Source organism: Actinacidiphila sp. bgisy160, assembly GCF_965342435.1.
Taxonomy (GTDB): Bacteria; Actinomycetota; Actinomycetes; order Streptomycetales; family Streptomycetaceae; genus Actinacidiphila.
In genome coordinates this window covers 18,986-45,682 of sequence record NZ_CBDRCM010000033.1, presented here as the reverse complement: position 1 = coordinate 45,682, position 26,697 = coordinate 18,986, and the positions used below count along the sequence as shown (strand labels likewise).

Sequence of the window (26,697 nt, the reverse complement as noted above, 5' to 3'; positions counted from 1 at the left end):
GGGACGGGCGGCGGGGTCACGACGCGGCGGCGTGCCGCTCCTGGCCGTGGTGGGTGATCTCCATCCCGCCGCTGTCGCCGAAGGTCAGCCGGCAGGTGTCGGCGCGGTAGGTGGCCACGGCGACGGCCGCGACGCGTCCGCCGCTGAAGTAGCGGGTGGTGACGACCAGCACGGGAGCACCCGGCAGCCGGTCGAGCTGCTTGGCGTCCTCGGCGCGGGCCGAGCCCAGCTCCACGGCCCGGTCGTCGCCGTCGAGTTCGAGGGCATGCAACTCCCGCAGGACCGCGGGCGCGTGACCGGCCGGCGTCAAATCGCCGGGGAGGCCGGGGACGGAGGCCACGGGAACGTACAGCAGCTCGGTGGCGACGGGCTGACCGCCCATCGAGCGGACCCGGCGGACGGTGTGCACCGCCTCGTCGGTGTCGGTGCCGAGCACGTCGGCGACGGCGGCGGGGGCGACGGCCTCGACACAGCCCACGGTGCGCCAGGCGTCACCCGCGGCGCCGGGCCGGCTGCCGCTCGACGCGCCGACGGAGACGCCCACGCGCGGCGGCGCGACCGTGGTGCCGACACCGCGCCGGCGCTGCAGGCGGCCCTCCAGCTCCAGCTGCTCCAGGGCCTGGCGCAAGGTGGCCCGGGCGACGCCGAAACGGGCGGCGAGCTCGCGCTCGTTGGGCAGGATCTCGCCGACCTCGAACTCGGAGTCGAGGGCGTCGACGAGCACGGTCTTGAGGTGCCAGTACTTGGGCTCCGGCACGTTCTCGAGCTGCGTGGTCCCCACCCTGTCCTCCGCGATCGGGCTGACGCCGTCCGGGGTTTGTTCAGCCTTGTTTCCGAACGGCTCTTTATTAAAGGTTCTTGCACTACTAGGCGACGATAGAGCGGCCCTTCGACTTGGTCAAGACCAATGCTCAGGGGCCTGGCAACGTGCGGCGGGCACGACCGCGCGCTGTTCACGAGGTGTTCGCGCCCGTCATGCGCCCTTCGCGCGCTGGTAGCGTTCGTGATCACGTCGAGTGAGTGAGGGAGCTGGCATGGGTCCGGTCACGGTGGTCACCGGTGGCGGCCGCGGAATCGGCGCGGCGGTCGCCCTGCGGCTGGCACGCGGGGGGCACGCCGTCGGTATCGGTTACGAGCGGGACGCCGACGCCGCGGAGGACACCGCGCGCAAGGTGCGGGACGCGGGCGCCCGCTGCGTCGTGGTGCGCGTCGACACCAGCGACGCCGCGCAGGTGGACGCGCTCTTCGACACGGTGGGCGAACAGCTCGGCGCGGTGACCGGTCTCGTCAACAACGCCGGCATCACCGGTCCGCTGGGACGGTTCACCGAGACCCCGGTCGAGGTCATGCGCCGGGTGATCGACGTCAACGTGATGGGCGCGATCCTGTGCGCCCGGCGCGCGGCTCTGGGGATGTCCACGCGGCACGGCGGCCGGGGCGGCGCGATCGTCAACATCTCCTCCGGCGCCGCGACACTCGGCGGTCCCGGGGAGTACGTGCACTACGCCGCCAGCAAGGCGGCGGTCGACGCGCTGACCGTGGGCCTTGCCAAGGAACTGGCCCCGGACGGCGTACGCGTCAACTCCGTGCAGCCCGGCATGATCGTGACCGACATCCACGCCGCGATGGGCGACCCCGAGCGGCCCTGGCGCAACCGCGAGCGCGTGCCCATGCGGCGGCCGGGTGAGCCGGACGAGGTCGCCGGCGCGGTGGCGTGGCTGATGTCGCCGGACGCGTCCTACACCACGGGCGCGGTGCTGCGCGTCTCCGGCGGTCTGTAGCGCCGCCCGCTACTCCCGGGCGGCGGCCTCCTCTTCGTCCTCCGCGTCGATCGTGCGCAGCACGTCGGTGGCGAGCGCGGCGACCTGGGGGATCAGCTCCGGTGTGGCGAGGGCGAGGTGGCACAGCGACCAGGTCAGGGTGACGACGCGGCTCCGCCTCGCCTCCAGGGCGTCCAGCAGGCGGCGCCCGACGAGCCCGGCCGCGTCCTTGCGCACGGCGGGATCGGTCCAGGCGGTCGCGACGATCGCGAGGGCGGCCGCCTCGCACACCCAGTCCTCGGCGTTGTTCAGTACGTCCACCAGGAGCGCGCGGCGCCGTGAGACGGCCCAGGGCTCGTCCGTGCGGTGATGCGCCAGACCCAGGCACGCCCAGACCTGCACGCACCGTATCCACAGGTCGGGGGCCTGGGCGGCGAGCGCGCGGCCCAGGTCGTCCTCGCGCGGGGCCGGCGGGTGGACGAGCACGCCGAGCAGGTCCTCGGGTTCGAGCCCGGAGAGCGCCACCGCGTCGTCGTAGGCCGCGACCAGGTGCGGCCAGCCGTGCCACGCCAGCCGGCGCACCGCTTCGGCCGCCTCCGGGGACGGCGGGCGTACGGCGGGCCGGGCGGTCGTGCCCTCGTAGGCCCACAACGCGACCTCGACGGGGCGCGGGGCGATCCGCAGGTCCGGGTCGGGCACGGACTGGATCTCGGTCACCGCGTTCGGATAGGCGGCCCGCAGTGCGAGCAGCGCGCTCGGCGGTTCCAGGGCGGAGACGGTGAGCGTCAGCCCGGCCTCGGCGGGCACGGACTGCCCGAGCGCCTGGTGCAGCAGGCTGACGACGGCCTCGTTGCCCCCGGGTATCCAGTTGAGCCACGGCGTGCCCTGGCTCAGCCGGGTCAGCAGGTCCGCGGCGTAGCCATGCCCGGGTTGCGCCCGCAGGTGGTCGGCGAGGGCGACCAGGTGCCGCAGGTCCGGCTCCACCGCGTGACGCAGCGCGTGAACGGCGGGTGCCGCCTTGGGGTGCGCGGGGTCGGCCGCCAGCGCCCGCTCGGCCCACGCCACACCCTCGGCGGGACGGCCGAGCGACTCCAGCAACTCGGCGATGTCGACGTACAGGTCGAGGTCGGAGGGATCGCGGGCGACCTCGCGCTGCCAGACGTCCAGCGCCTGCGCGGGGCGGCCGGCGCTGCGCAGCGCGTAGCCGAGCATCACCGCGGCGGGGTGGGAGGGTTCGAGCTCGTACGAGCGGCGTGCCCAGCCCACGGCCTCCTCGCAGCCGCCCATGCGGCGGGCGAGGCTGGAACCGCACCAGAGCAGCATCGTGTGGCCGGGGTGGCGCGCGGCGCTCGCCCGGACCAGGTCGAGAAGCGGCAGCAGCGGGCCGCGCCGCTCCTCGTCCACGGGGTCGGGCAGGTGCGGCGCGACGCGCGCGGCGGCGCGGGCCACGGTGTCCGGGCGGACGAGTTCCGCGATGTCGGGGCGGCGCAGCCACGCCACGTCCAGCCACGGCCGCTGCGGTTCGTGCCCGGCGCACTGGGCGAGCAGGCCGACGGCCTCGTCCCAGTGGCCCGCGACCGCGCAGAGGTGGCCGCGCGCCGCCACGGTGCCGATGAACGCCCGCTGCTCGGGGGCGAAGTACGTCAGCGCCGGCTCCGCGCCCCCGACACGCGCGGCGAACTCGGCCAGCGCCTCGTGGATCTCGGGGAGTCCCGGGTCACGCGCCAGTGCGTCCTCGAGGTGCCGGGCGGCGTGCCCGAGGTCACCCCCGGCCAGCGCGATGCGCGCGGTGGCCACCTCGCCCTCCGCCTCCAGGCGCGCCCCGCCCCCGTGGCCCTCCGGATGTTCGTGCACAGCCGCTCCCCACCTCGAACCGCTCCTGGCGCCCCCGCCCCGGGCACCCTAACCGACGCCGTTGAACGCCCTGTCGGTGTGCCCTGGTAGGAAGGCGGTGTGGAGAACGCACACGCTCACCCCGAGGACCTCGCCGCAGGAGTTCGGCCGACCGGGCGGATGGTGGAGCCCCGGGGTCACGCGGACTTCGACGTCGGCCGCGCGTGAGGCGCCGGGCAATGCCGATTCGTTAACACAAGGAAACGGATTCAAAACCCGAGCGGGCGTTCCGGCGTACACAATCCCTCCAGCCTCCAGCAGGTTGCCCGGTTGTCGCACCAACCCCGAGGAGCACCATGTCCGCTCAGGCCACCGACGTGGCGAAGGGCTCGCCGCCGCCACCGCAGAATCCATGGGACCGCTACTTCCGCATCGGGGAGCGCGGGTCGACCTTCGGCCGCGAAGTCCGCGGCGGTTTCGCCACCTTCTTCACCATGGCGTACATCCTCGTGCTGAACCCGATCATCCTGGGGAGCGCGAAGGACAAGTTCGGCCACGTCCTGTCGACCGGTCAGCTGGTCACCGCCACCGCGCTGGTGGCGGCGGTCATGACCATCGTCATGGGCGTCGGCGGCAACCTGCCGCTGGCCATCGCGGCGGGCCTCGGCCTCAACGCGGTGGTCGCCTTCCAGATCGCGCCCATGATGAGCTGGGACGACGCGATGGGCCTGATCGTCATCGAGGGCCTGGTGATCTGCGTCCTGGTGGTGACCGGGCTGCGCGAGGCGGTGATGCACGCGATACCCCAGCCGCTGAAACAGGCGATCAGCGTGGGCATCGGCCTGTTCATCGCCTTCATCGGCTTCGTGGACGCCGGCTTCGTCAGCCGCATCCCGGACGCGGCGAACACCACGGTGCCCGTCCAACTGGGCGGGACCGGTGCGTTGTCGGGCTGGCCGGTGCTCGTCTTCTGCCTGGGGGTGCTGCTGACGATCGCGCTGCTGGCCCGGAAGGTGAAGGGCGCGATCCTGATCAGCATCGTCGCCATGACAGTGCTGGCGATCGTGGTCGACGCCGTCGCGGACGTGAAGAGCTGGGGGCTGACCACGCCCAAGGTGCCGGACGACGTGTTCGCCGCGCCGGACTTCGGGCTGCTGGGGCACTTCAGCCTCTTCGGCGCCTTCGCCGAGGTCAGCTTCATCACGGTGGTGCTGCTGGTCTTCACCCTCATCCTGTCGGACTTCTTCGACACCATGGGCACGGTCGTCGGCATCACGGCCGAGGCCGGCCTGCTGGACGAGGAGGGCAAGGTCCCCAACCTGGGCCGGGTGCTGCTCATCGACGGTGCCGCGGCGGTCGCGGGCGGCGCGGCCTCTTCGTCGTCGAACACGGCCTACATCGAGTCGGCGGCGGGCGTCGGCGAGGGGGCCCGTACCGGTTTCGCCAACCTGGTCACCGGCGGTCTGTTCGCGGTGGCGCTCTTCCTGAGCCCGCTGCTGACGATCGTGCCGCTGCAGGCGGCGGCCCCGGCGCTGGTCGCGGTCGGCTTCCTGATGATGACCCAGGTCAAGAACATCGGCTGGGACGACTTCGAGATCGCCATCCCCGCGTTCCTGACCATCTCCGTGATGCCCTTCACATACTCGATCACCAACGGCATCGGTGCCGGCTTCATCGCCTTCGTGCTGCTCAAGGCCGTGCTCGGCAAGGCCCGGCAGGTGCACTGGCTGCTGTGGGTGGTGTCGGCGCTGTTCGTCGTCTACTTCGCGATCGACCCGATCGAGCAGCTGCTCGGGGTCGGGTAGCGCCCGGCGGGCCGCGGGCGGCCGGCACGGCCTCCCGCGGCCCCACGATGAAGACCCCGACCGGGACGGGGGCCCCCGGTCGGGGCCGCTGGCCGGGCCGGCGCTCCGCGCGCGGCCCGTACCTGTCGAACTACCGGCGCAGGGCCGGAGTTCCCGCCCGTTCCGGATCGCCCGGTGTGATGTGGCGCACCCCGCGCCGAACGCCACCCCTGCCGCCACCAGCAGGCTGCCGGCCAGCTGTCCGGGGCCGTACGTGCCCACGCCGGCGAGCGGCGCGGTCACCGCGGCGGAGACCGGGATCAGCCCGGAGAAGAGCGTCGCGCGCTCGGCGCCGATCCGCTGGACGCCCGCGTACCAGCAGACGAAGCCGATCACGGTGGTGACCGCCGCCTGCCAGCCCAGGGCCAGCGCCTCGGCGCCGGTGGGCGGCCGGAAAGCGGCCGCGCCGTCGAGGGCGAAGCCGAGCAGCGCTGCCTCGGCCGCGGCGACGCCGCACACGCACGCCGACAGCAGCTTCGGCCCGAGCGGCGCAAGCACCGGCACGGCCAGCACGGCGAAGGCGACCTCTCCGCCGAGCGCCGCCAGCGACCACAGCAGCCCGGCGGCGTCGGCGGCGCCCCAGCCCTGCACCACGAACGCCCCCGCGGCCACCAGGACGGCGGCCGCCGTCACCCGCGGTGCCGGGCGCCGGCCCGCCGCGGCGGGCACCAGCACGGCGACGACGACGGGCGCGCAGCCCACCAGAACCCCGGGCACGGCCGGTTCTGCGGTGCGCTCGGCACCCAGCACCGCGAGGTTGAAGGCCACCATCCCGGTGGCGGCCAGCACGGCCAGCCGCGCCCACTCCCGCGGGGTGAGCGCGCGCAGCCGTCGCCCGGCACCGCGCCGGGCGAGGGGCAGCAGGAGCAGGCAGGCCAGGCCGTAGCGCAGGGCCTGGCCCCCGGCGTGCGGGTATCCCACGAGGACCCCGGACGCGGTGAAGGAGCCGCCGACCAGGACGCAGGCGAGGGCCGCGAGCATCGCCCCGCGGCGGTACGAGAGATCCATGGCAGGCACGTTAGGAAGGCCGGCCGGTCCGGTTTAAGGTCCAATGCGATGACGGTTACGGGGACCAGTGGGAGCGGGGACGGCGGCGAAGGCGGCGGTCCGTGGACGGCGGCGTGGGAGCTGCTGCTGCCGGCGGCGGGCGCGCCCGCCCGGCGGCGCGGCCGGGTGCTCCAGGCGGCGTTGCGCGACGCCGTCCGCTCGGGGCGGCTCGCCGCGGGCACGCCGCTGCCGTCGAGCCGTGAACTGGCCGCGGATCTGGGGGTGTCGCGGGGCCTGGTGACGGACGCGTACGCGCAGCTCACCGCCGAGGGGTACCTGCTGAGCCGGCAGGGCGCGGGCACGTGGGTGGCCGGCGCGGTGGCGCGGCCCGTCGCCGCGGTGCCGGACGGTTCCCCCGTGGACGTGCGGGGCGGTCCCGCGGACTTCCGCCCCGGGGTGCCGGACCTGTCGCTGTTCCCCCGGGCGGCGTGGACGGCGGCGCACCGGCGGGTGCTCGGCCGGCTGCCGAGCCTGGCGCTCGGCTATCCCGATCCGCGCGGGCTGCCGGAACTGCGCGGCGCGCTGGCCGACCTGCTGGCCCGCCGGCGCGGGGTGGCGGCGGACCCGGGGCGGCTCGTGGTGTGCTCGGGTGTCGCGCAGGCGCTGACCCTGCTGGGGATGGTGCTCGCCGGGCGGGGTGTGCGGTCGGTGGCGGTGGAGGACCCGGGCAGCCCGGAGCAGGCGGCGCTGTTCGCGGCCGTGGGCCTGACGGCGGTGCCGGTCCCGGTGGACGGGAACGGGCTCGACCCGGTGGCGCTCGCGGCGTCCGGCGCCCGGGCGGCGGTGGTGACGCCGTCCCACCAGTTCCCCACGGGGACGGCCTGCCCGCCGCGGCGGCGGGCCGAACTGCTGGAGTGGGCACGGCGCGTGGACGGCCTGCTGATCGAGGACGACTACGACGGCGACTTCCGTTACGACCGGGCCCCGGTCGGCGCGCTGCAGGGACTGGCCCCCGACCGTGTGGCCTACGCCGGTTCGGTCAGCAAGACGCTGGCACCGGGCCTGCGGCTGGGCTGGCTGGTGGCGCCGCCGGACGTCGCGGAGGCGGCGGCCGCGCGGAAGCGGACGATGGACCTCGGCAATCCGGTGACCGAGCAGGCGGTGCTCGCCGAGTTCGTCCGCTCCGGTCAGTACGACCGTCATCTGCGCCGCTGCCAGCGGCGGTACCGGGAGCGCCGGGACGCGCTCGTACGGGCGCTGGAGCGGCACTTCCCGGGCACGGAGGTGTCGGGGATCGCGGCCGGTCTGCACGTCGTGGCGGCGCTGCCCGAACGCCTCGGTCCCGAGCCGGTGTTCCTGGCGCGGGCGGCGCGCGCCGGGGTGACGCTGCGGCCGCTGTCGTCCTACACCGCCGGGGCCGGCGAGGGAGAAGCGGGAGGGGACGACAGGGTGCGGCTGGTCCTCGGCTACGCGCACCTGTCGGCGGGCGACGTCGAGACCTGTGTGCGTGTGCTCCGCGCGAGCGTCTGATCTCAATTCGGCAACAGCGGGTTTGAGCGGGGAATACCCCTTTATCGGCGAGCCTGGTTGCTTGATACACATGGTTCCGCGCGTTCCTGTCCGTCGACGGTCGCACCACTCCTCCCCTCTGCTCGCCGTGCCTTCGGCCGTCCCTCACCCGGGAACGCCCATGTCTTCGCGGACCGCGCCCTCGCGCGCCCTGCTGCCGCTGGTCGCGCTCTTCTGCGTCGGCTACCTCGCGCCGTACCTCATGCCGACCGTCGTCGGCCGCCTCGCCACCGGGCTCGCGCTGAGCGGTTCCCAGGCCGGGGCGGTCGGCAGCGCATTGCTGCTCGGCTCGGCCTGCGCCGAATTCACGCCGGCCTCGCCGGTGGACCGGACCGGCCGGGCGCGGCCGGCCCGGTACGGGCTGCTGGTGATCGCGGGCGGCTTCGCGACGGCCGCGGTCACCGGCCACGGGCCCCTTGCTGCTCGCCGCCGTGCCGCTCACCGCGCCGGCCCGGGGTGCCGGTTCCGGAAGCCGGGGCCGGGCGCCGCGGCGGTCCGCCGCGCCGCCGCGGTCGTGGCCCGCTCGGGCGTGGGCCGGGCCGCCTGAGGGGAAAACGGGATGCCGCGGCGGCGGCGCGTCTGACAGGGTGCTGCCTCGTGAACGACACCGCGACCGTACGCATCACCCCGCTCGCCGAGCGCCCCGAGCTGACCTCCCGGCTCTGGGAGATCTCCGAGAACTGGCCGGCCTTCGTCCCCCAGGACCCGGTCGCCGGGGCCCTGTTGCACCGGGTGGCCGAGGACTTCCCGCAGTACTGCGTCGTCGCGACCGACAGCGACCGGGTCGTGGCGCGCGGCTTCGCCGTCCCCTTCGACGCGACCCGCGAGGGCCGCGAGGAGACCCCCGACCAGGGCTGGGACCGCGTACTGGTGTGGGCGTACGCCGATCTGCGCGACGGGCGTGCGGCGACGGCCGCAAGCGCGCTGGAGATCACCATCGACACCGGCCACCTGGGCCGGGGCCTGTCGCACCGCATGGTGGCCGCGCTGCGCGACACCGCGCGGGGCCTCGGCCACGACGCGCTGCTCGCCCCGGTCCGTCCCACCGCCAAGCACCTGCGTCCGCGGCTCCCCATGGCCGACTACGCAGGCCTGCGGCGCGAGGACGGGCTGCCGGAGGACCCGTGGCTGCGGGTGCACGTCAGGGCGGGCGGCGTCATCGTGAAGGTGGCGCCGGCCTCGATGACGGTCAGCGGGACGCTGTCCCAGTGGCGGCGCTGGACGGGGCTCCCCTTCGACCGCGACGGCGCCGTCGAGGTGCCCGGCGCCCTGGTGCCGGTGCACTGCGACACCGCGCACGACCACGCCGTGTACGTCGAACCCAACGTCTGGGTCCGGCACCGCACGGAGCCGCGTTAGCCCAACGCCCGGTCGAGGTTGAAGGCGGCGCTGATCAGGGCGAGGTGCGTGAAGGCCTGCGGGAAGTTGCCGCGCTGCTCCCCGGCACGGTCGATCTCCTCGGCGTACAGGCCCAGGTGGTTGCCGTAGGTGATCATCTTCTCGAAGGCCAGCCGCGCCTCGTCCTTGCGCCCGGCGCGGGTGAGGGCCTCGACGTACCAGAAGGAGCAGATGGAGAAGGTGCCCTCGTCGCCGGGCACGCCGTCCGGGCTCGCCAGGGGGTCGTAGCGGTAGACCAGTGAGTCCGATACCAGGTCCTTGCCGAGGGCGTCGAGTGTCGAGAGCCACTTGGGGTCGGTCGGCGAGATGAACTTGGACAGCGGCATCATCAGCACCGACGCGTCCAGCACGTCCTCGCCCTCGCTCTGGGTGAACGCGCCCCGCTTTTCCGACCAGCCGTTCCTCATGATCCGCCGGTAGAGGTGGTCGCGGGCCCCGTACCAGCGTTCGCGGTTGGCGGGCAGGCCGCGGTGGTTCGCCATCCGGATGCCGCGCTCGATCGCCACCCAGCACATCACGCGGGAGTACAGGAAGTTCTTGCGGCCGCCGCGGGTCTCCCAGATGCCCTCGTCGGGCTGGTCCCAGTTGTCGCAGACCCAGTCCACGAGTTCGCAGACGGTGTCCCAGTGGTCGCTGGAGATCGGCTTGCCCCACTTGTCGTACAGGTAGAGGGAGTCGATGAGCTCGCCGTAGATGTCCAGTTGAAGTTGGTGGACGGCGTCGTTGCCCACCCGGACCGGCGCCGAGCCCGCGTAGCCCTCCAGGTGGCCGAGCTCCCGTTCGGGCAGCTCGGATCGGCCGTCGATGCCGTACATGATCTGCAAGGGGCCGGCGGTGCAGCGCGGTCCTCCCACGCAGACGCGGTCCGACAGGAAGTTCATGAAGGCCTCGGCCTCGTCGGTGAAGCCCAGCCGGAGCAGCGCGTACACGCAGAAGGCGGCGTCGCGGATCCAGACGTAGCGGTAGTCCCAGTTGCGTTCGCCGCCGATGCGCTCGGGGAGGCTGGTGGTGGGCGCGGCGATGATGGCGCCGGTCGGCGCGTAGGTGAGCAGTTTCAGGGTCAGCGCGGAACGGTGCACCATCTCGCGCCAGCGTCCCCGGTACTTCGACTGGGAGAGCCAGTGCCGCCAGTACTGCACGGTCTTCTCGAACTGGTCCTCCGCCTCGGTCAGCGGGCAGCCGCGCGGGCCGACCCCGTCGCCGACCTGGTCCAGGGCGAAGACGGCGGCCTCGCCCTCGGAGAGCTTGAACTGGGCCCAGACGTCCCGGCCGTCGTCCTCCAGCGGTACCGAGCAGGTCAGGGCGATGGTCTGGGCGGGGGTGGCGAACAGCGCCTGCATGCCGTTCATGTGCACGGTGTGCGGCATGGTGCCGTAGTCGAAGCGCGGCGCCACCCGCATCCGGAACGGCAGCATGCCCCGTACGCAGACCACGCGGCGGATCAGGCGGTGCCGGTCGGCCTCGTGGGACTCGTCGACGACCGGCATGAAGTCCTGCACCTCGCCCATGCCGTCCTCGGCGAAGAACCGGGTGATCAGCACATTGGTGTCGGGGAAGTAGAACTGCTTGGTGCGCGCGGGAACGTCCGCGGCCAGCTCGAAGCTGCCACCCCGGTCGGCGTCGAGGATGGAGGCGAAGACGCTGGGGGCGTCGAAGCGCCCGCAGCAGTACCAGTCGATGGTCCCGTTCGTACCGACCAGCGCGGCGCTGCGCAGGTCGCCGATGAGCCCGTGGGCGGCGATGGGCAGGTACCGGCCGTCGGCCGGCGCGAACTCGGACCGGAGGGCTTCGGCTGTCACGGTGGCCTCCTCGCGTGCCAGGAACCGGCAAAAGCCACCATTCAGACTAACCCCCAGGCCCTCCTCCTTCTCGGCCGGGAACGCGCGCCCGGCCGCGACCGCCCGCCCGGCCGTAACCGCGGCGCGGTCCGGGCCTACGCCTCCCCGGCCCGCGCCTGCTCCGGTCCTGCGGGGCGCTCGCCGACGTACTCCAGGACGGAGCGCGCCTCGGCCAGCCGCTGGGCGGCGACCTCGTCGTCCGGATCCGCGTCCTCGCCCTCGTACAGGGCGAGGACGGACCGGGCCCGCCGGGCGGCCGCGGTGTGCCGTCCCAGGTCGGCCTCCAGCCAGGCGGCCATGAGCTGGGCCGCGCTGCGCGCGGGACCCGGGTCGAAGACGGCGATCGCGCGTTCGGCGCAGGCCAGGCCCTCCTCGTACGCGGCGCGCGCCGAGCCGTCCGTGTCCTCCTCGCCGGGCTCGCCGGGACAGGCGCGGACGATCAGTTCGCCGGTCTGCCGGTGCGTGCCCGCCAGTTCGGCACGCAGGTGCACCGCGGCGTTCACGTCGCCGGCCGCCGTCGCCGCGGCCAGCGCCTCCTCGGCCACCGCGGCGGCCTCTGCCATCGCGGAACGGCCCTCGGCGAGACCGCCCCGGCCGTCGTGGAGGGCGAGCCAGGCACGGGCGCGCAGGGTGCGGACGAGCGGGACGGGGCGCTCCAGGTCGCGCCAGAGCTCACCGGCCCGGATGTACGCCTGTGCGGCCTCGCCGGCCAGCCCGGCCCGTTCCAGGGAGTCGGCGGCGAGGTTCGCGAGGACGGCGTGGTCCTGCTGCTCCTCCCAGCCCCGCGCGATCTCCGCGGCGAGCAGGAACTGCTCGGCGGCGGCGCGCGGCTCGTCCAGGTCGCGCAGCGCCTCCCCCAGCCACCAGCGGGCCTGGACGACCCGCCCGTCGTGGTGGGCGCGCACCAGGTCGGGCAGGGCGGTCTCCAGCACGGTCGCGGCCTCGGCGGCCCTGCCCTCGCGCAGCAGCGCTCCGCCGAGCACGAGCCGCGCCCAGGCGCCGAGCTCCTCGGACATGTCGCCCTCGTCGGCCCAGTGGGCGCCCTCCAGGGCGTGGTCGGCGGCCTCGGCGTCGGCTCCGCGGGCGGCGAGCGCGGCGGCGAGCACGGTGTGCAGGTGGGCGCGGTGCACCGGGCCCAGGGTGGCGGCGCCGTGCTCCAGCGCGGCGCGGGCGGCCTCCTCCGCGGTGGCGTGGTCGTCCCGCTGGAGGGAGAGGTCGGCGAGGAGTGCCTCGGGTTCTACGGCGTGCCACGGGGTTCCGGCCTCGTGGTGGAGGCCGGCGGCCCGCGCGAAGAGTTCGGCGGAGGTCGCGGCGTCGCCGCGCGCGGCGGTGTGGCGGGCCTGCAGCGCGATCGCATCGGCGAGCCGGCCTGCCATCCGCTCCTCGTCGCGGTGCTCCTCGGCGAAGGCGATGACGCCCCGCAGTTCCGCCTCGGCCTCGGCACCGGGCGGCCGGACGTGGACCCGGGCCAGCCAGGCCCCGGTGAGCTGGCGGGCGGTGGCGCGGCCGGCGCGGTGCAGCTCGCGCAGGGCGTCGACGGCGGCGTCGAGTGCGGCGAGGGACTGACCGGTCTGTTCCGCGACGGCCACCGCGTAGGCGGCGCGGGCGCGGCAGGCGGCGGCCTCGCCCGGCTCGCCGGCCTCCTCGAACAGCCCAGCGGCGTTCTCGAAGAGCGGTACGGCGACGGCGGGGTCGGTGAAGGCGCCGATGCCGGCGTGGTCGGCGATCTCGGCGCGGGCCAGGTCGTCCAGGGCGGTGCCGGTGCGCTCCGCGGCACGGCCCGCGGCGGCCCAGGCGGCGCCCGCGTCGGGGTGCTGGGCAGCACTGAGCCTGCGGGCCTCGGCGAGCAGCACGGGCACGTCCTCGGTGCCCGCGGGCATGGCGGCCGCTGCGGGGGGCGGCACGGGCTGCGGGCGGGCGGGCACGGTCAGGCGCTGCCGGGCCCGGACGCCCAGCGGGAGCCGTTCCACGAGGGGCTCGGCGGCGAGGCGCTCGTTCACGCGGCGGCTGACGGCGTCGTTGCCGTTGCGGGCGTCGAAGCGCGCGGCGATGGCGGCGGCCTCGCGCGCGGCGTGGGCGAGCAGCGTGCGGGCGGTCCATTCGGTGCCGGCCGGGCCGGGGACGCCTCGGTCGGCGTGCCCGAGGGCGACGAGGCGGCGCATCAGGATCCCGGTGACCGCCAGGTGGTCCATGAGCGTGTCGGGGTCTCCGGTGTCGGTGAAGTACGCGGGGTGCTCGGCGAGGATCTCCAGGGCGCGCGCCTCGTTGCCGGTCAGGGCGCAGAACTCGACGTGGCCCGCGACGGCGCCGCGCATGCTCTCCATGGAGCGCACCAGGCGGTAGCCGCGCAGGTGGTGGGCGCGCGCCTCGTCGAGCCGGCCGAGCCGGACCAGCGGCAGCAGCGAGGACGCCAGCACATTGTGCGGTTCGTGGGCACAGGTGTACTGCCCGGCCAGGACGGGCTCCCAGGTGTTCAGCGCCTGCTCGTCGCGGCCGCGGTCGACCTGCCAGCTGCCCTGGCCGTGGAGTTCGCAGGCGTGGCAGTCGGCCATGGCGTCGCGGTCCGCCGCCAGCCACGCGGCGTGGGCAGCCTCGGCGCGGGCGGTGTCACCCAGGTGCCGGGCGATGCGGAACTCGCCTTGGCGGACGGCGCGTTCGGAGTGGCCGGCGAGGCGGTAACGGTGCTCCATCTCGCTCTGCCACTTCTCGATGGAGGCGAGCGGGATACCCGGCTGGTCGAGCATGTTGCCGGCCACCCATTTGAAGATCCAGTGCAGGTGGTGGGCGCTCTCGCCGTCGAAGTCGCCGGGCCGCTCGTCCCACATGCGCAGCAGGCGGGCGAACGGCACGAAGAACTTGTCCCGCTCGCTGCTGTACGCGTAGGCGTTGACGAGGTTGAACAGGGCTTGCAGGAGGAGCGGGGTGTCACCGGTGGCCTCGGCCTCGGCGACGATGCGCTCCGCGCCGGCGTTGCGGGCGCGGCCCTCGGGCTCCTCCCGGTTCTGCCGCAGGGCGCGGCGTATCGTCTCGGCGGTCGGCGGCTGGTCGCTCATCGGCCGTCCTCCTGTTCGGCGTCGGCCGGCCTGTCGGCGGTCTGCGCCGCCCACTGCAGCAGGCCGAGGAAGGCGCGGTTGAGGAGCGCGGAGTCGGCGGGGCGCAGCGGGCGCTGGGCCATCAGCAGGGCCTGACCGTACAGCGCCTCGGCGGCGGTGCCGACGAGCTCGGGGTCGGTGAAGCCGCTGATCCGCCGGACCAGCGGGTTGAGGTGGTTCAGGACGAGCCGGGCGCGCGGGGCGCCGCCGCGCAGCGAGCCGAGGATCCCCGCCCACAGCTCGTCGGCCCGCTCCTCCTCCTCGGCGCGGGCGCGTTCGTGGCGGGCGGCCCGGTCGTCCAGGTGGAGCGCGGGGACGGTGACCGGGTGGAAGGTGCGCAGCGACACGTCGCAGCCGAGGGGGTCGAGCCGGGCGCGGGCCGCGGCGAGGAAGCCGGACAGGGCGAGTTCCTCGGCGGGGTCCACGGGGTCGAGGTGCGCGGTGACGGTGTCCGCGTCGAGTTCGGCGACGGCGGTGCCGGGACGCACGGTGGGCAGCAGCTCGACCAGGTCGGCGTCGTAGGTGTAGCCGCCGTTGACGACCCCGATGCCCTGCGCGGAGGCGATCGCGGCGACCTGCCGGTACTCCTCGACGGTGCGGGTGAAGTGGACGACGGGGTGGCGGCGGGCGAACTCCTCCAGCGACACCTGCCCGTCGGTGGTCTCGAACGGCAGCCACGGCAGCATCGTGCGGAGCATCTCCGCGTCGTGCCGGGCGAGCGACTTGACGCCGAGGTGGTGGACGGCGAGGAACTGGGCGAGCCGCTCCTGGTCGCCCGCGGCGAGTTCGGTCAGCCAGCCGCGGATGCGTTCGCCGAGCGCCTCACGGACGGCGGCGAGCGTCTCGTCGGCGTACAGACTCTCCCGGGAGGCGGTGGGGCGCAGGCTGTCGGTGTCGATCACGCAGCGGACGAAGAACGCCCACTCCGGCAGGAGTTCGTCGGCCCGGTCGGTGAGCAGCATCCCCTTGAGGTGGACGCGGTGCCCGGCGCGCTGGGCGGGGCTGACCGCGGCGGGCAGGACGTAGCCGACGCCACGCACGCCCGCGAGGGGGACGTCGAGGTCGATGACGTCGAGCGGGGTGAAGCCGAACTGCTCGTGGCAGTGCCGGGCGAGCGCGACCCGGCGGGCGGCCTGCCCGGGGTGCGGGCGCTCCCAGACGGGCGGGCGCTCGGTGACGGGGGTGTCGCCGACTCGCACGTCGTACGGCAGCAGCGAGCCGAAGTCCTTGGCGAGGGCGAGCACACGCTCCTCGGCCAGCCACTGCGCGGCGCCCGGCCGGGCGGTCAGGTGGACGGTCGTGCCGGGCTCGGGGTGATCGTCCGGCGGCAGCGTGCGGACGGTGTACGAGCCGTCGTCACGGGCGGTCCACTCGACCGGCCGGGCGTCCGGGGTCCGGGCGGACCTGCTGACGACGCGGATCTCCGCGGCGACGACGAAGCAGGCGAGCAGCCCGATGCCGAACTGGCCGAGGAACTCCGAGCGGGCGCTCTCCAGCCCGTCGCGCTTGGAGCTGCGGCCGATGGTGGCCAGCAGGTCGTGCACGTCGGACTCGGTGAGGCCGACGCCGGTGTCCTCCACGCGCAGCCGGCCGCCCTCGGCGTACAGGCGCACCCGGGCGGGGGCGCCGGGCTGTTCGGCCCGGCGGGCGGTGATCGCGTCGACGCCGTTCTGCAGCAGCTCCCGCAAGTAGACCTTGGGGCTGGAGTAGAGGTGGTGGGAGAGGAGGTCCACCAGGCCGCGCAGGTCGACCTGGAAGGCGTGCGGTGTCTGATCTGCAGTCATCGTGGGGGCGCCGGTGCATCCCAGGGAGGGCGGATGGGGCGCGGGTAGGGCGATCGGGTGATCGCGGCCGCCGGATTGCGGAACATCGTATGGCGGTGGGGCCGAGGTGACCAGGGGGTTTCGTGGTGCGCGGCGGCAACCGGAAGTGCGGGGAGCGGGTGGGCGCCGCGGCCGGGTCGTGGGTGTGGACGCACAGGTCCGGCCGACCGCGCCGATGGCGTACGCGCGGGCCGCCGACGCCGCGGGCGCTGCACCGGCCCTGCGCTGCCGGGTCGCGCGACCACACGAACCGCACACCGCCGCGCCGGGTGTCCGGGGCCGGGGCCGGGGCCGGGGCCGGGGGGAAGGTGCCCGTGACCGGTGCGCCGGTGCGGCGCGGGGCGGTTGTTCACTGGGCGTTCGGATCGGCGGCACACGGCGCGAGCAGAGCCCGCGCCGGCCGGGTCGGGGAAGCCGGCGGCGACGCGGATGTGCGGACCGGGGACTCACGGCGTCGGGCGGCCCGGTGCGGGTGCGCGCGGACCGGCCGGCGCGGATCGTGGTGTGGACCTCGGCGACCGCGTCGTTCGGGGCACACCCGCCGTTTCCACGGCCCGCTGGTCGGCGCCGGCGCGGACTTCACCGGTGGTCAGGTCCCACGTCTCCGCCTGTCCCAGCTCGTGACGAGGGCGAACGGCACGGTGCCGACAGGCGCAGCGGACGGTGTTCGTGGCCGTGGAGAACCGTCGGCAGCCGCCCCTGGTTCACGGCCTGGCAGCCGCCCGGGGCTCGGCGGCCGCGGTGTCCGGTGCGTCCTCGCGGTGGAGGAAGGCGCTCAGGAGGTCGGCGACGGGGTGGTCGGCCTCCGAAGGGTGACGCAGGGCGACGCTGGAGTCGATGGTGTAGCGGTTGCGGCGGCCCACCCGGGTCCGGGTCAGGTACCCGGCCGCCTCCAGGTCCGCGACGATGATCTGCACCGCCCGCTCGGTGATGCCGATGCCGGCGGCGACATCACGCAGTCGCACCTCCGCGTCCCGGGCGAGCCACAGCAGCACCCGTGCGTGATTGGTCAGGAACGTCCACTGTCCGCCGCGCGCCGATGAGCTGCCCATGGCCCCATCATACGAATCCCGTTTCGCATGTTCAGCCATCACGCGAAAATTTATTGGCGAAAAAATTTTCGCGTAACCGTTGACGCATGTCAGGGGTGGGGTGACTCTTGAGGTGATTCCTCCCGTTAAGGAAGGCGGGTAAGCGCCATGACCCGACTGCTTTCCCACCCCGCACGTGACTGCGTCCCCCACCCCGGCCGGGCGGGCCTGGTCCGGCCGGTGGCGGCGGTCCTGACCGACGGCGTCGACGATGTCGCGGTGGCCGAGACAGCCGCCCGACTCGCCCTCGCCCGCCGCGTTCCGCTGCTGCTGATCGCCGTGATGCCCCCGCACGTCCGCCGCTCCTGTCCGGGCCCGGCCTCCGCGTCGGTGCGGGCGGTGCTGGCCCGTGTCATTCCGAAGGTCGGCCCGAAGGGGACCGGCTACATTCCCGAGGTCTTCCACCTGCCATCGGGTGACGGGTCTCGTCTGGCGGCAGCTCGGCAGCTGCTGGCGCTGGCCTGCCGCCACCGGGCCCCGGACGTGGTGGCCGGCCGCCGCGGCCCGGCGGGGCTGGACGCGTTCACCCTGATCGAGGCCGCGGCCCTGCACGGAGGCCCTCGCGTGCACGCCGTCGCCCCCGCCGCCTTGACGCCCATGAGCCTGCCCTCGCCGTGACCGGCCCCCCTGCTCGTGACCTGTCCCGCTGTTGGAGGGGAGACGTTTCGCGATGAACGACCTGCCGTTCTCCGTCCCGCTGTGGGTGTGGGCCGCGGTCACTCTCGGCATCTGCGTGATGCTCGCCGTCGACCTGGTCGCCCACCGTGACAACCACGTCATCAGCTTTCGTGAGGCCGCGGTCTGGAGCGGCATCTGGATCGCCATCGGTCTCGGCTTCGGCCTCGTCCTCTGGGCGTGGCAGGGAGGTGAGACCGCCTCGACCTACTACGCCGGCTACCTGATCGAGAAGGCCCTGTCGATCGACAACGTCTTCGTCTTCGCTCTGGTCTTCTCGTACTTCGCCGTCCCCGACGCGTACCAGCACAAGGTGCTGTTCTGGGGCGTCCTCGGCGCCCTCGCAGCCCGGCTGGTGTTCATCTTCGTCGGCGCCGAACTGCTGCAGCTGTTCTTCTGGACCGCCTACCTCTTCGGCGCGTTCTTGATCTGGACCGGCTGGAAGATGGCCTTCTCCCAGGAAGACGAGGTCCACCCGGATCGCAGCCCCGTCGTCCGCCTGGTCAAGAAGATCATCCCGACCGACCCGCGGTATCACGGCGGCACGTTCTTCGTGCGCGTCCACGGACGGCGGGTCGCGACCCTGCTGTTCGTGGCGCTTGTCGCGATCGAGGCCACCGACCTGATCTTCGCCGTCGACTCCGTCGCCGCCGTCCTCGCGATCACCACCAGTACGTTCCTCGTCTGGACCGCCAACGCCTTCGCCGTGCTCGGCCTGCGCAGCCTGTACTTCTGCCTCGCCGGACTCCTGCGCCGCTTCCAGTACCTGCACTACGGCCTCGCGGTCCTGCTCGCCTTCGCCGGCGTCAAGCTCATCCTGTCCGAGACCCCCGTCGGCAAGCTGCCCATCCCCCTCACCCTCGGCGTCATCACCGTGACGATCACCGTGTCCATCGCGTGGTCGCTGATCGCCACCCGCAACCAGCCCACCGGCATCGACCACCAGCGGGCCGAGGCCGGCGCCGCCGGATCCGTCAGCGCTCGCGGCGACGAGCGGACCCCCACGTCCCACCAGGGCGTCCATACGCACGACGCGCACGACGCGCACGGGAAGGACGCGTCATGACCACGACCCGGCGCCTCCGGCCGGCCACCGCGCCACCGGCGCCGCAGTGCGCGTCTGCCACTTCCCGCCACACCGGGACACCGGGACGCCGAGAAGAGCGTGGACGTCCCCGGCGAACGCCGACCGGGCGCGGCGGGCGTTCGCCGAGCACTCCCCATCCCCTCGCTGCGACCGGACGGCGCCGGCCGGGTGCACCGGGTACCGCGGCAGGGCCCCCTGCTGGACGGCTTCGTCCTCGACATGCGCACGTACCGCAACGCCGACTCCCCCGACAGCCAGGCTTACGACCCGCAGGGCATCCTCGGCCGTTGTCGCCGAGTGGCCGTCGCGGGTCTCACTGATCGTTCCGGGCCCAACCGGAAGGGGGCACGGGAACCGCCCGGTGGAGCATGCCGAAGCCCTGCGGGTTCCACGCCTGGCTCGGCAAGCGCGCAGGCGCCGAGACCCCGCCGCTCCCCATGCGCGGCTGGACCAGGAGGCGAGCCGCACTCCGCACCGGCGGGCGGCGGTGCCCCGAAGGCTTAGCATGTGCAAATCGCCGGGGCAATACGGCGATTTCGAGACCTCGTGGAGTGGCCGGGGAGGGTACTCCACGGACTCCTGACGGACCGGGAGGATGGCGCCGTGACTGGTGGTTTCACCTACGAGCAGGTCGGGGTGACCCGGACCGGCGGCCCCACGCCGCCTGGGTTCCACCGCCTGCACGAGCGGATCCGGCTCGGCGAGGGCTCCGAGGTGCTGGCCGCGGCCGGCCGGGCGCTGATGGGGTGGCGGATGCACCGGGCGGCCGGACTGCGGGTGCCCGCCGGCACCCCGGACGCGGCGCCGGGGGTGCCCGTGCCCCTGCGGATCGGCCCGCTGCGCGCGCCGTGCGAGGTGGTGTGGGCGGAACACGACCCGGAGCGCGTGGGATTCGCGTACGGGACGCTCCCCGGCCACCCGGAGCGCGGGGAGGAGGCCTTCGTGGTGGGCCTCGCCCCGGACGGGTCCGTGTGGCTGGATGTCACGGCCTTCAGTGGACCGGGGGCGTGGTACGTGGGTCTACTGGGCCCCCTGGGACGCGTCACTCAGCGTGGCTTCGCGCGGCGTTACGGCCAATGTCTGCGCCGATTGTCGCAGGACAGAACTATTGAAAGGGGGAGTTAACCGACATGGCCCACCCTTTACCCGTCGGTCACAACGCGTTCGTGATCACGCAACACGTGTTCGGCATGGTGTTCGCATGCGAGACCTGACTTCCGCCACGACCGCCCCTGCCGCCGCCGCACGGCGGCAGCACCACTGGCGCCGCGACGTCATCGAACTCGCCGCGCTCTTCGTGGCCGTGGCCACCGCCGACCTCATCGCCAACCTCGTCGGGCACGCCCCCGACGGCCCCGCCCTGCTGTGCCTGTCGGCCGCCGCACTCGTCGCCACGGCCGGCTTCCACACATGGTGGGCACGCCATCACGGTCACTCACCGCCGACAGCCGGGAGCCACAACGGGAGCCGTACGACGGAGCCGGGGGAAAGCTCCGCCGTGGACGGGACCGACGCCGGGACCACGTTGTGGCGGGTGCGCACCACGGTGCGTGACACGCCGGGCAGCCTGGCCGCCCTCTGCACGGCGCTGGCCGGGCGGCGCGTGGACATCCTCACGCTCCAGACGCACCCGCTGGCCGAGGGCACCGTGGACGAGTTCCTGGTCCGCGCCCCGGCCGCCCTCGCCCCGGGCGACCTGACGCGGGCCGTGGCCGGCGGGGGCGGGCACGACACCTGGATCGAGCGGGCCGACGCCCACGACCTGATCGACACCCCGACCCGGGTGCTGGGCCTCGCCACCCGTACCGCCCTGGACGCCGCCGAACTTCCCCTGGCCCTGCGCCAGTTGTTCGGCCGCTGCACCATAAGGTCCACCCCGCCCGGCACGGCCGGCCCCGATCCGGCCGAGGACACCCTGGAGGACACGATCATGCGGCTGCGCGACCCGGCCGGAGGCACCATCACCGTGGAACGCGCCTATCTCCCGTTCACCCCGACCGAGTTCGCCCGCGCCCGCGCGCTCGTCGAACTCGACGCGCACCTGGGCACCAGGGTCCCGGAGGGCCGAGCCGTCCTCACCCTGCCCGAGGGCAATGAGATCACCGTCCGCCGCGCGGGCCCGGAGGACCTCGAGGCCGCCCGCGAACTCCACGACCGCTGCTCCACCGCCACCCTCGCGCGCCGCTACCACGGCCCGGTCGCGGACGTGGACCGCTATCTGACGCACCTGCTCAGCCCCCGCTTCGGGCGGACACTCGCCGTGCGGACCGTCTCCGGCCGGCTCGTCGCACTCGGCCACCTGCTGTGGGACGGCGACGAGACCGAGGTCGCCCTGCTGGTCGAGGACGCCTGGCAACGCCGCGGCATCGGCCTGGAGTTGCTGCACCGCCTGGTCGCCCAGGCCGTCGACACGGGGTGCGCGAGCGTGTACGCGGTGACCCAGGCGACCAACACCGCGATGGTCGCGACGATGCGCCGCCTGGGTCTGCCGCTGGACTACCAGGTCGAGGACGGCACGCTGGTCATCACCGCGACGCTGTCACCGGCCGGCGCGAGCGCTCGGCCGCGCTGAGCGCGATGTCCAGGTCCTCCCACAGGTCCTCGACGTCCTCCAGCCCGACCGACAGCCGCAGCAGCCTGTCGCTGACGCCCGAGCTGTGCCGGTCGCCCTCGTCGACGATGCGGTGGCTGATCGAGGCCGGGTGCTGGATGAGGGTGTCGACGCTCCCGAGGCTGACCGCCGGGGTGATCAGCCGGACCCCGGCGATCACCTCGTGCGGGTCGCCCTGGACCTCGAAGGCGACCATGGCGCCGCCGATCCGCGGGTAGTGCACCTTGACCACCCGCGGGTCGGCGGCCAGCCGCTCGGCCAGCGCCGCCGCCGTCGCGGAGGCGGCCTTCACCCGGACCGGCAGCGTGGACAGCCCGCGCAGCAGCAGGTAGCCGGCGAGGGGGTGCAGCACCCCGCCGGTGGCGAAGCGCACCTTGCGCAGCACACGGGCGAACTCCTCGTCGCAGGCGACGACCCCGCCCAGGACGTCGCCGTGACCGCCCAGGTATTTGGTGGCGCTGTGCAGCACGATCCGGGCGCCGCTCTCCAGGGGGCGCTGCAGGACAGGCGTGGCGAAGGTGTTGTCGACGAGTAGCGGCACCTCGCCGCAGGAGTGGGCGACGGCCCGCAGGTCGACCTCGGCGAGCGTCGGGTTCGCGGGGGTCTCCACGATCACCAGGCCGGTGTCGGGGCGGATGGCGTCGCCGACGCCGGCCGGGTCGGTCCACGTCACCTCGGTGCCGATCAGACCGCCGGTCAGGAGGTGGTCGCTGCAGCCGTACAGCGGGCGGACGGCCACCACGTGCCGCAGCCCCATGGAGGCGCGGGCCAGCAGGGTGGCGGTGAGTGCGGCCATGCCGCTGGCGAAGGCCACCGCGGCTTCGGCACCCTCCAGCTTGGCCAGGGCGGTCTCGAAGCGGGCGACGGTGGGGTTGTCGAGCCGGGAGTAGACCGGCGGGCCGGTCAGCGCGGCACCGGTGGCGGCGAAGTCGTCGAGGCGGGCGGCCTCGGCGCGGCTGTCCCGCGAGGGGTAGGTGGTGGACAGGTCCAGGGGAACGGCGTGCAGGCCGAGGTCCGCGAGGTCTTCGCGGCCGGCGTGCACGGCTTCGGTGGCGAGGGCGCGGCGGGTGTGCGCCGATGCTGTCGTGTCCATGGCCCGATGCTGAACAGCTACCGGTCCGTAGCGCGGATCGCCCGTGCTAATTTCGGCCGGTGTCCGATTCTGTGCTTCTGGATCCGGTCGACCTCGAGATTCTGCGCCTGCTGCAGAACGACGCACGGACCACCTACAAGGACCTCGCCGCCGCCGTCGGCGTGGCCCCGTCCACCTGTCTGGACCGGGTCAGCCGGCTGCGCCGCACCGGGGTGATCCTCGGCCACGAGCTGCGGGTCGACCCGGCCCGGCTCGGACGCCCGCTGGAGGCACTGCTGGCGGTGCAGGTGCGGCCGCACCGCCGGGAGCTGATCGGCCCCTTCGTGGAGCGGGTGCGCGCACTGCCGGAGTCGCGGGCGCTGTTCCACCTCACCGGGCCGGACGACTACCTCGTCCACGTGGCCGTCGCGAGCACCGGCGACCTCCAGCGGCTGGTCGTCGACGAGTTCACCTCGCGGCCCGAAGTCGCCCGCGTCGAAACCCGGTTGATCTTCCAGCACTGGGACTGCGGCCCGCTGCTCCCGCCCACGTCAGGAATATGATCGTCAATGGTGATGACGGAGCACGCCGCCCCGTACCAGGATGTGACCATGCCCGACACCACCGGCAGCGCGCTGCCCCGCCGGATCGCCGACGCGTACGTCGACGCGGTCACCGAACTCGATCCCATCACCGCCACGTACCTGGGGGTGCGGACCGGCCAGGACCGGCTCCCCGACTTCACCCCCGCCGGCCTGGAGGCCCAGGCCGAGCTCGCCCGCCGCACCCTGGCCGACATCGACGCGGCCGAGGTGCCGGACGACGACGAGCGCCGCTGCGCGCGGCTGCTGCGCGAGCGGCTCACCGCCGAACTGGCCGTGCACGAGGCGGGTGAGGGCCTGCGGGCCGTCAGCAACCTGCACTCCCCCGTCCACGCGGTGCGCGGCGTCTTCATGCTGATGCCGACCGGGACCGATGAGGACTGGGCCGCCGTCGCCGCCCGGCTGCGCGCCGTCCCGGAGGCCCTCGCGGGCTACCGGGCCTCCCTGGAGGAGGGCGTCGCCCGCAGGCTGCCGGCCGGTCCGCGTCAGGTCACCACGGTCATCGAGCAGCTCGGCGAGTGGCTGGGGGAGGACGCGGACGCCAGCTGGTTCGCGCAGTTCGCGAAGGAGGGCCCGCAGGCCCTGCGGGCCGAGCTCGACGGCGGCGCCGCCGAGGCCACCGCCGCCGTCGCCGCCCTGCGCGACTGGCTGCGCGACGTCTACGCCCCGGCCGTCGAGGGCACCCCGGACGCCGTCGGTCGCGAGCGGTACGCCCGCTGGGCCCGCTACTGGACGGGCTCCGACCTCGACCTGGACGAGGCGTACGCCTGGGGCTGGGAGGAGTTCCGGCGCATCGAGGCCGAGATGCGCGCCGAGGCGGAGAAGGTGCTGCCCGGCGCCACCCCGATGGAGGCCCTGGCACACCTGGACGAGGCCGGCGAGGCCATCGAGGGCGTCGACGCGGTCCGCGAGTGGCTGCAGGGCGTGATGGACGAGGCCATGGCCGCGCTCGACGGCACCCACTTCGACCTGGCCGAGCCCGTCAAGCAGGTCGAGTCCCGGATCGCCCCGCCCGGCAGCGCCGCCGCGCCGTACTACACCTCTCCCTCGCTCGACTTCTCCCGCCCCGGCCGCACCTGGCTGCCCACGCTGGGTCGTGAGCGGTTCCCCGTCTGGGACCTGGTCAGCACCTGGTACCACGAGGGCGTCCCCGGCCACCACCTGCAGCTCGCGCAGTGGGTGTACGTCGCGGACCGGCTCAGCCGCTACCAGGCCACGCTGGGCCAGGTCAGCGCCAACGCGGAGGGCTGGGCGCTGTACGCCGAGCGCCTCATGGACGAGCTCGGCTTCCTGACGGACGCGGGACGCCGGCTCGGCTACCTCAACGCGCAGATGCTGCGGGCCACCCGCGTCATCCTGGACATCGGCATGCATCTGGAGCTGGAGATCCCGCGGGACAGCCCGTACCGCCCGGGCGAGACCTGGACGCCGGAGCTGGGCCGCGAGTTCTTCGGGCGTTACAACGGGCTGAACGACGCCATGCTCGACAGCGAGATCATCCGCTACCTGGGCATGCCGGGGCAGGCCATCGGCTACAAGCTCGGCGAGCGCGCCTGGCTCGCGGGGCGCGAGGCCGCCCGCAAGGCCCACGGCGACTCCTTCGACCTCAGGGCCTGGCACATGGCCGCGCTGTCGCAGGGCTCCCTGGGCCTGGACGACCTCGTCGACGAGCTCTCCAGGCTCTAGCCGTCACCGGTCCTCCCCCGGGCCCCGCCCGGGGGAGGACGCCGTGCTCCGCCGCTCACCGCTCCGGATCCGGACAGGCCGCGACGAGCCCTCGCGCACCGGGTGCTCCGCGGGTGCGGGGCGGACCGTCAGAGGGACGCGACCGATCGGGACCCGGCATTTCTCGCGGCCCACGCCGCCGACCCTGTGCGGGAGCTCTTCCGCCGCGGCGCCCCGGCAATGCGCCTCCGCGGGTGGCACCCACCCTGAGCACCGATGGCGGCGGGACCCGGGCGTGCGGGCCGGCCGGGGTGGATAGGGTGAGGTGGATGGGGGTGTTGCACGGATGATTCCGAACGCTTCGCGGGAAGAGGGCCGGCTCGTGCTGACGCACGGGCGGGTGGCGCTGAGGGAGCAGTTGCCGGATGAGTCGGCGCAGCTGGCGGACGGCAAGCCGGCCGGGCTGGCGTGGATCGACGGCGGGCCGGGCGAGGGCACGATCATCGCGGCCGGGATGTCGACGATCGCGGCGGCCGCCGGGGTGTACGCCCCGGGGTGGGGGCTGTTCGTGATACAGCGGTCGGACGACGGGCTCGCGCTCGGCGGCATCGGCTTCCACGGCCCGCCGTCCGCCGCGGACGGCCTGGTGGAGATCGGCTACGACCTGTCGGAGTCCGCGCGCGGCGCCGGCTGGGCGACGGACGCCGTTCTGGTGCTGTCCCGGTGGGCGCTGAGCCGTGCCGAGGTGCGCACCGTGCTGGCGACCACCGACCCGGGCAACCACGCCTCACAACGGGTGCTGGAGCGGGCCGGTTTCGGGCGGGTCGCGGACCGGGACGCCCAGTGGGCGTACGAGTTGCGACCGGTCGGCCGGGGTGTGCCGGCGTAATTCGCTGTCGCGGGGCCTGCCGGTTCCGCCACCATCGGGGCCGTGAACACCGTGCCCCCGACCCGGACCCTCTTCCTCTCGCCCCGTGTGACCGCCACGGGCCACGCGCTGGCCGCGGCCGCCCACCGGCGCGGCATGGCGACGCGCACCCTCCCCACGTGGCGGGTGCCGCAGGACGCGGCGGACGCGGTGGGCCCGTCGCTGTACGCGGGGCCGCTGTTCGCCGACGCCGTGGCGACGGACCTGGGCCTGGGGCTGCTGGAGGCGGACGCGGACTGGCTGGCCCGGCTGCCGTACGAACTGACCGGGCGGGAGGTGGAGTTCACGACCCTGGCGGAGGCCCGCGGGCTGCGCAGGCCCGCTTTCGTGAAGCCGCCGAACGACAAGAGCTTCCCGGCCCGTGTGTACCCCGACGGCAGCGGCCTGCCCGGTCCTGACGCGGTGGACGACGACGCTCCCGTGCTGGTGAGCGACATCGTGGCGTTCACCGCCGAGTACCGGCTGTTCCTGCTGGACGGCGAGGTGGTGACGGGCAGCCGTTACGCGACCGGCGGTCGCCTGGACGTGGCGCCGCTGGACGACGACCCGCTGGCGGGCGAGGTACGGGGCTTCGCCGGGCGGCTGTTCGCACCCGGCGTGCCGGAACTGCCCGGCGCGGTCGTGGTGGACGTCGGCAGCACCGCGGACGGCTGGGCGGTGGTCGAGGCCAACGCGGCCTGGGCGAGCGGGCATTACGCCTGCGACGCCGACGCCGCGCTGGACGTCGTCCTGCGGGCGGCGGCGCCGCTCGCCGGCTTCGGGGCGGAGGACCGCCGGTTCCTGCGCCCGGCCGTCACCGTCGTCCGCTGAGGCCGCCCCGCG

20 protein-coding genes and 2 pseudogenes are annotated in these 26,697 nt (G+C 74.2%); 14 read left to right on the top strand and 8 right to left on the bottom strand.

Annotated elements, in window-relative coordinates:
* Window positions 1–16 precede the first annotated feature (16 nt).
* Entirely contained in the window at window positions 17–781 is a 765-nt protein-coding gene (locus ACRWNP_RS24060) for a GntR family transcriptional regulator (protein ID WP_431964649.1), read from the bottom strand.
* A 253-nt stretch (window positions 782–1,034) separates the two neighbouring features.
* Here ACRWNP_RS24060 and ACRWNP_RS24055 point away from each other — a divergent pair, with 253 nt between their 5' ends.
* A complete protein-coding gene (locus ACRWNP_RS24055) occupies window positions 1,035–1,781 on the top strand; it encodes an SDR family oxidoreductase (RefSeq protein WP_431964647.1) in 747 nt (248 codons plus the stop codon).
* Between the two features lie 9 nt (window positions 1,782–1,790).
* Here the strand turns inward: ACRWNP_RS24055 and ACRWNP_RS24050 are convergent, their stop codons facing one another.
* Window positions 1,791–3,614, bottom strand: a complete 1,824-nt coding sequence (locus tag ACRWNP_RS24050; RefSeq protein ID WP_431964645.1) for a hypothetical protein — start codon at window positions 3,612–3,614, stop codon at window positions 1,791–1,793.
* A gap of 335 nt (window positions 3,615–3,949) precedes the next feature.
* Here ACRWNP_RS24050 and ACRWNP_RS24045 point away from each other — a divergent pair, with 335 nt between their 5' ends.
* The gene (locus ACRWNP_RS24045) at window positions 3,950–5,398 is read left to right on the top strand and encodes an NCS2 family permease (protein ID WP_431964643.1); all 1,449 of its coding nucleotides are present in this window, start codon (window positions 3,950–3,952) and stop codon (window positions 5,396–5,398) included.
* Between the two features lie 687 nt (window positions 5,399–6,085).
* Here ACRWNP_RS24045 and ACRWNP_RS24040 read toward each other — a convergent pair.
* Window positions 6,086–6,418 (bottom strand): annotated as a pseudogene (locus tag ACRWNP_RS24040) (EamA family transporter); the annotation flags it as partial.
* 75 nt (window positions 6,419–6,493) lie between these two features.
* Here ACRWNP_RS24040 and ACRWNP_RS24035 point away from each other — a divergent pair.
* From ACRWNP_RS24035 to ACRWNP_RS24025, 3 genes are all read left to right on the top strand, one after another.
* The gene (locus tag ACRWNP_RS24035; protein ID WP_431964641.1) at window positions 6,494–7,954 is read left to right on the top strand and encodes a PLP-dependent aminotransferase family protein; all 1,461 of its coding nucleotides are present in this window, start codon (window positions 6,494–6,496) and stop codon (window positions 7,952–7,954) included.
* A gap of 160 nt (window positions 7,955–8,114) precedes the next feature.
* Window positions 8,115–8,540, top strand: a complete 426-nt coding sequence (locus ACRWNP_RS24030; protein ID WP_431964639.1) for a hypothetical protein — start codon at window positions 8,115–8,117, stop codon at window positions 8,538–8,540.
* Between the two features lie 50 nt (window positions 8,541–8,590).
* Window positions 8,591–9,352 (top strand): N-acetyltransferase, encoded by a 762-nt coding sequence (locus tag ACRWNP_RS24025; protein WP_431964637.1) that lies wholly within the window; start codon window positions 8,591–8,593, stop codon window positions 9,350–9,352.
* On the opposite strand, the gene ACRWNP_RS24020 is transcribed toward ACRWNP_RS24025, so the two are convergent.
* The 4 genes from ACRWNP_RS24020 to ACRWNP_RS24005 all read right to left on the bottom strand — a co-directional run bounded on the left by ACRWNP_RS24020 (window position 9,349) and on the right by ACRWNP_RS24005 (window position 17,196).
* On the bottom strand, window positions 9,349–11,190 hold the full coding sequence (locus ACRWNP_RS24020; protein WP_431964635.1) for a glycoside hydrolase family 15 protein: 1,842 nt from the start codon (window positions 11,188–11,190) through the stop codon (window positions 9,349–9,351). The genes ACRWNP_RS24025 and ACRWNP_RS24020 overlap by 4 nt on opposite strands.
* Before the next feature lie 134 nt (window positions 11,191–11,324).
* On the bottom strand, window positions 11,325–14,282 hold the full coding sequence (locus ACRWNP_RS24015) for a tetratricopeptide repeat protein (protein ID WP_431964633.1): 2,958 nt from the start codon (window positions 14,280–14,282) through the stop codon (window positions 11,325–11,327).
* The gene (locus ACRWNP_RS24010; protein ID WP_431964631.1) at window positions 14,279–16,105 is read right to left on the bottom strand and encodes an HSP90 family protein; all 1,827 of its coding nucleotides are present in this window, start codon (window positions 16,103–16,105) and stop codon (window positions 14,279–14,281) included. Before ACRWNP_RS24010 ends, ACRWNP_RS24015 begins: the two co-directional genes overlap by 4 nt.
* Window positions 16,106–16,848: 743 nt before the next feature.
* Complete coding sequence (locus ACRWNP_RS24005) at window positions 16,849–17,196, bottom strand: helix-turn-helix transcriptional regulator (protein WP_431964629.1); 348 nt, start codon at window positions 17,194–17,196, stop codon at window positions 16,849–16,851.
* A gap of 147 nt (window positions 17,197–17,343) precedes the next feature.
* Here ACRWNP_RS24005 and ACRWNP_RS24000 point away from each other — a divergent pair, with 147 nt between their 5' ends.
* The 5 genes and pseudogenes from ACRWNP_RS24000 (at window position 17,344) to ACRWNP_RS23980 (ending at window position 21,569) form a co-directional block, all read left to right on the top strand.
* On the top strand, window positions 17,344–17,853 hold the full coding sequence (locus tag ACRWNP_RS24000) for a universal stress protein (protein WP_431964627.1): 510 nt from the start codon (window positions 17,344–17,346) through the stop codon (window positions 17,851–17,853).
* 52 nt (window positions 17,854–17,905) lie between these two features.
* The gene (locus tag ACRWNP_RS23995) at window positions 17,906–18,976 is read left to right on the top strand and encodes a TerC family protein (RefSeq protein WP_431964625.1); all 1,071 of its coding nucleotides are present in this window, start codon (window positions 17,906–17,908) and stop codon (window positions 18,974–18,976) included.
* A 118-nt stretch (window positions 18,977–19,094) separates the two neighbouring features.
* Window positions 19,095–19,285 (top strand): annotated as a pseudogene (locus tag ACRWNP_RS23990) (alkaline phosphatase D family protein); the annotation flags it as partial.
* A gap of 315 nt (window positions 19,286–19,600) precedes the next feature.
* Window positions 19,601–20,122, top strand: a complete 522-nt coding sequence (locus tag ACRWNP_RS23985) for a DUF1990 family protein (RefSeq protein WP_431964623.1) — start codon at window positions 19,601–19,603, stop codon at window positions 20,120–20,122.
* 76 nt (window positions 20,123–20,198) lie between these two features.
* A complete protein-coding gene (locus tag ACRWNP_RS23980) occupies window positions 20,199–21,569 on the top strand; it encodes a GNAT family N-acetyltransferase (RefSeq protein WP_431964621.1) in 1,371 nt (456 codons plus the stop codon).
* Here ACRWNP_RS23980 and ACRWNP_RS23975 read toward each other — a convergent pair.
* Entirely contained in the window at window positions 21,523–22,701 is a 1,179-nt protein-coding gene (locus ACRWNP_RS23975; protein ID WP_431964619.1) for a trans-sulfuration enzyme family protein, read from the bottom strand. The genes ACRWNP_RS23980 and ACRWNP_RS23975 overlap by 47 nt on opposite strands.
* A gap of 59 nt (window positions 22,702–22,760) precedes the next feature.
* Here ACRWNP_RS23975 and ACRWNP_RS23970 point away from each other — a divergent pair, with 59 nt between their 5' ends.
* The 4 genes from ACRWNP_RS23970 to ACRWNP_RS23955 all read left to right on the top strand — a co-directional run bounded on the left by ACRWNP_RS23970 (window position 22,761) and on the right by ACRWNP_RS23955 (window position 26,685).
* Entirely contained in the window at window positions 22,761–23,243 is a 483-nt protein-coding gene (locus tag ACRWNP_RS23970; RefSeq protein WP_431964617.1) for an Lrp/AsnC family transcriptional regulator, read from the top strand.
* A gap of 48 nt (window positions 23,244–23,291) precedes the next feature.
* Complete coding sequence (locus ACRWNP_RS23965) at window positions 23,292–24,968, top strand: DUF885 domain-containing protein (RefSeq protein WP_431964740.1); 1,677 nt, start codon at window positions 23,292–23,294, stop codon at window positions 24,966–24,968.
* 325 nt (window positions 24,969–25,293) lie between these two features.
* Window positions 25,294–25,836: a GNAT family N-acetyltransferase gene (locus tag ACRWNP_RS23960; RefSeq protein ID WP_431964615.1), complete on the top strand. Its 543-nt coding sequence runs from the start codon at window positions 25,294–25,296 to the stop codon at window positions 25,834–25,836.
* Window positions 25,837–25,878: 42 nt separating this feature from the next.
* A complete protein-coding gene (locus tag ACRWNP_RS23955; protein WP_431964613.1) occupies window positions 25,879–26,685 on the top strand; it encodes an ATP-grasp domain-containing protein in 807 nt (268 codons plus the stop codon).
* Window positions 26,686–26,697 lie beyond the last annotated feature (12 nt).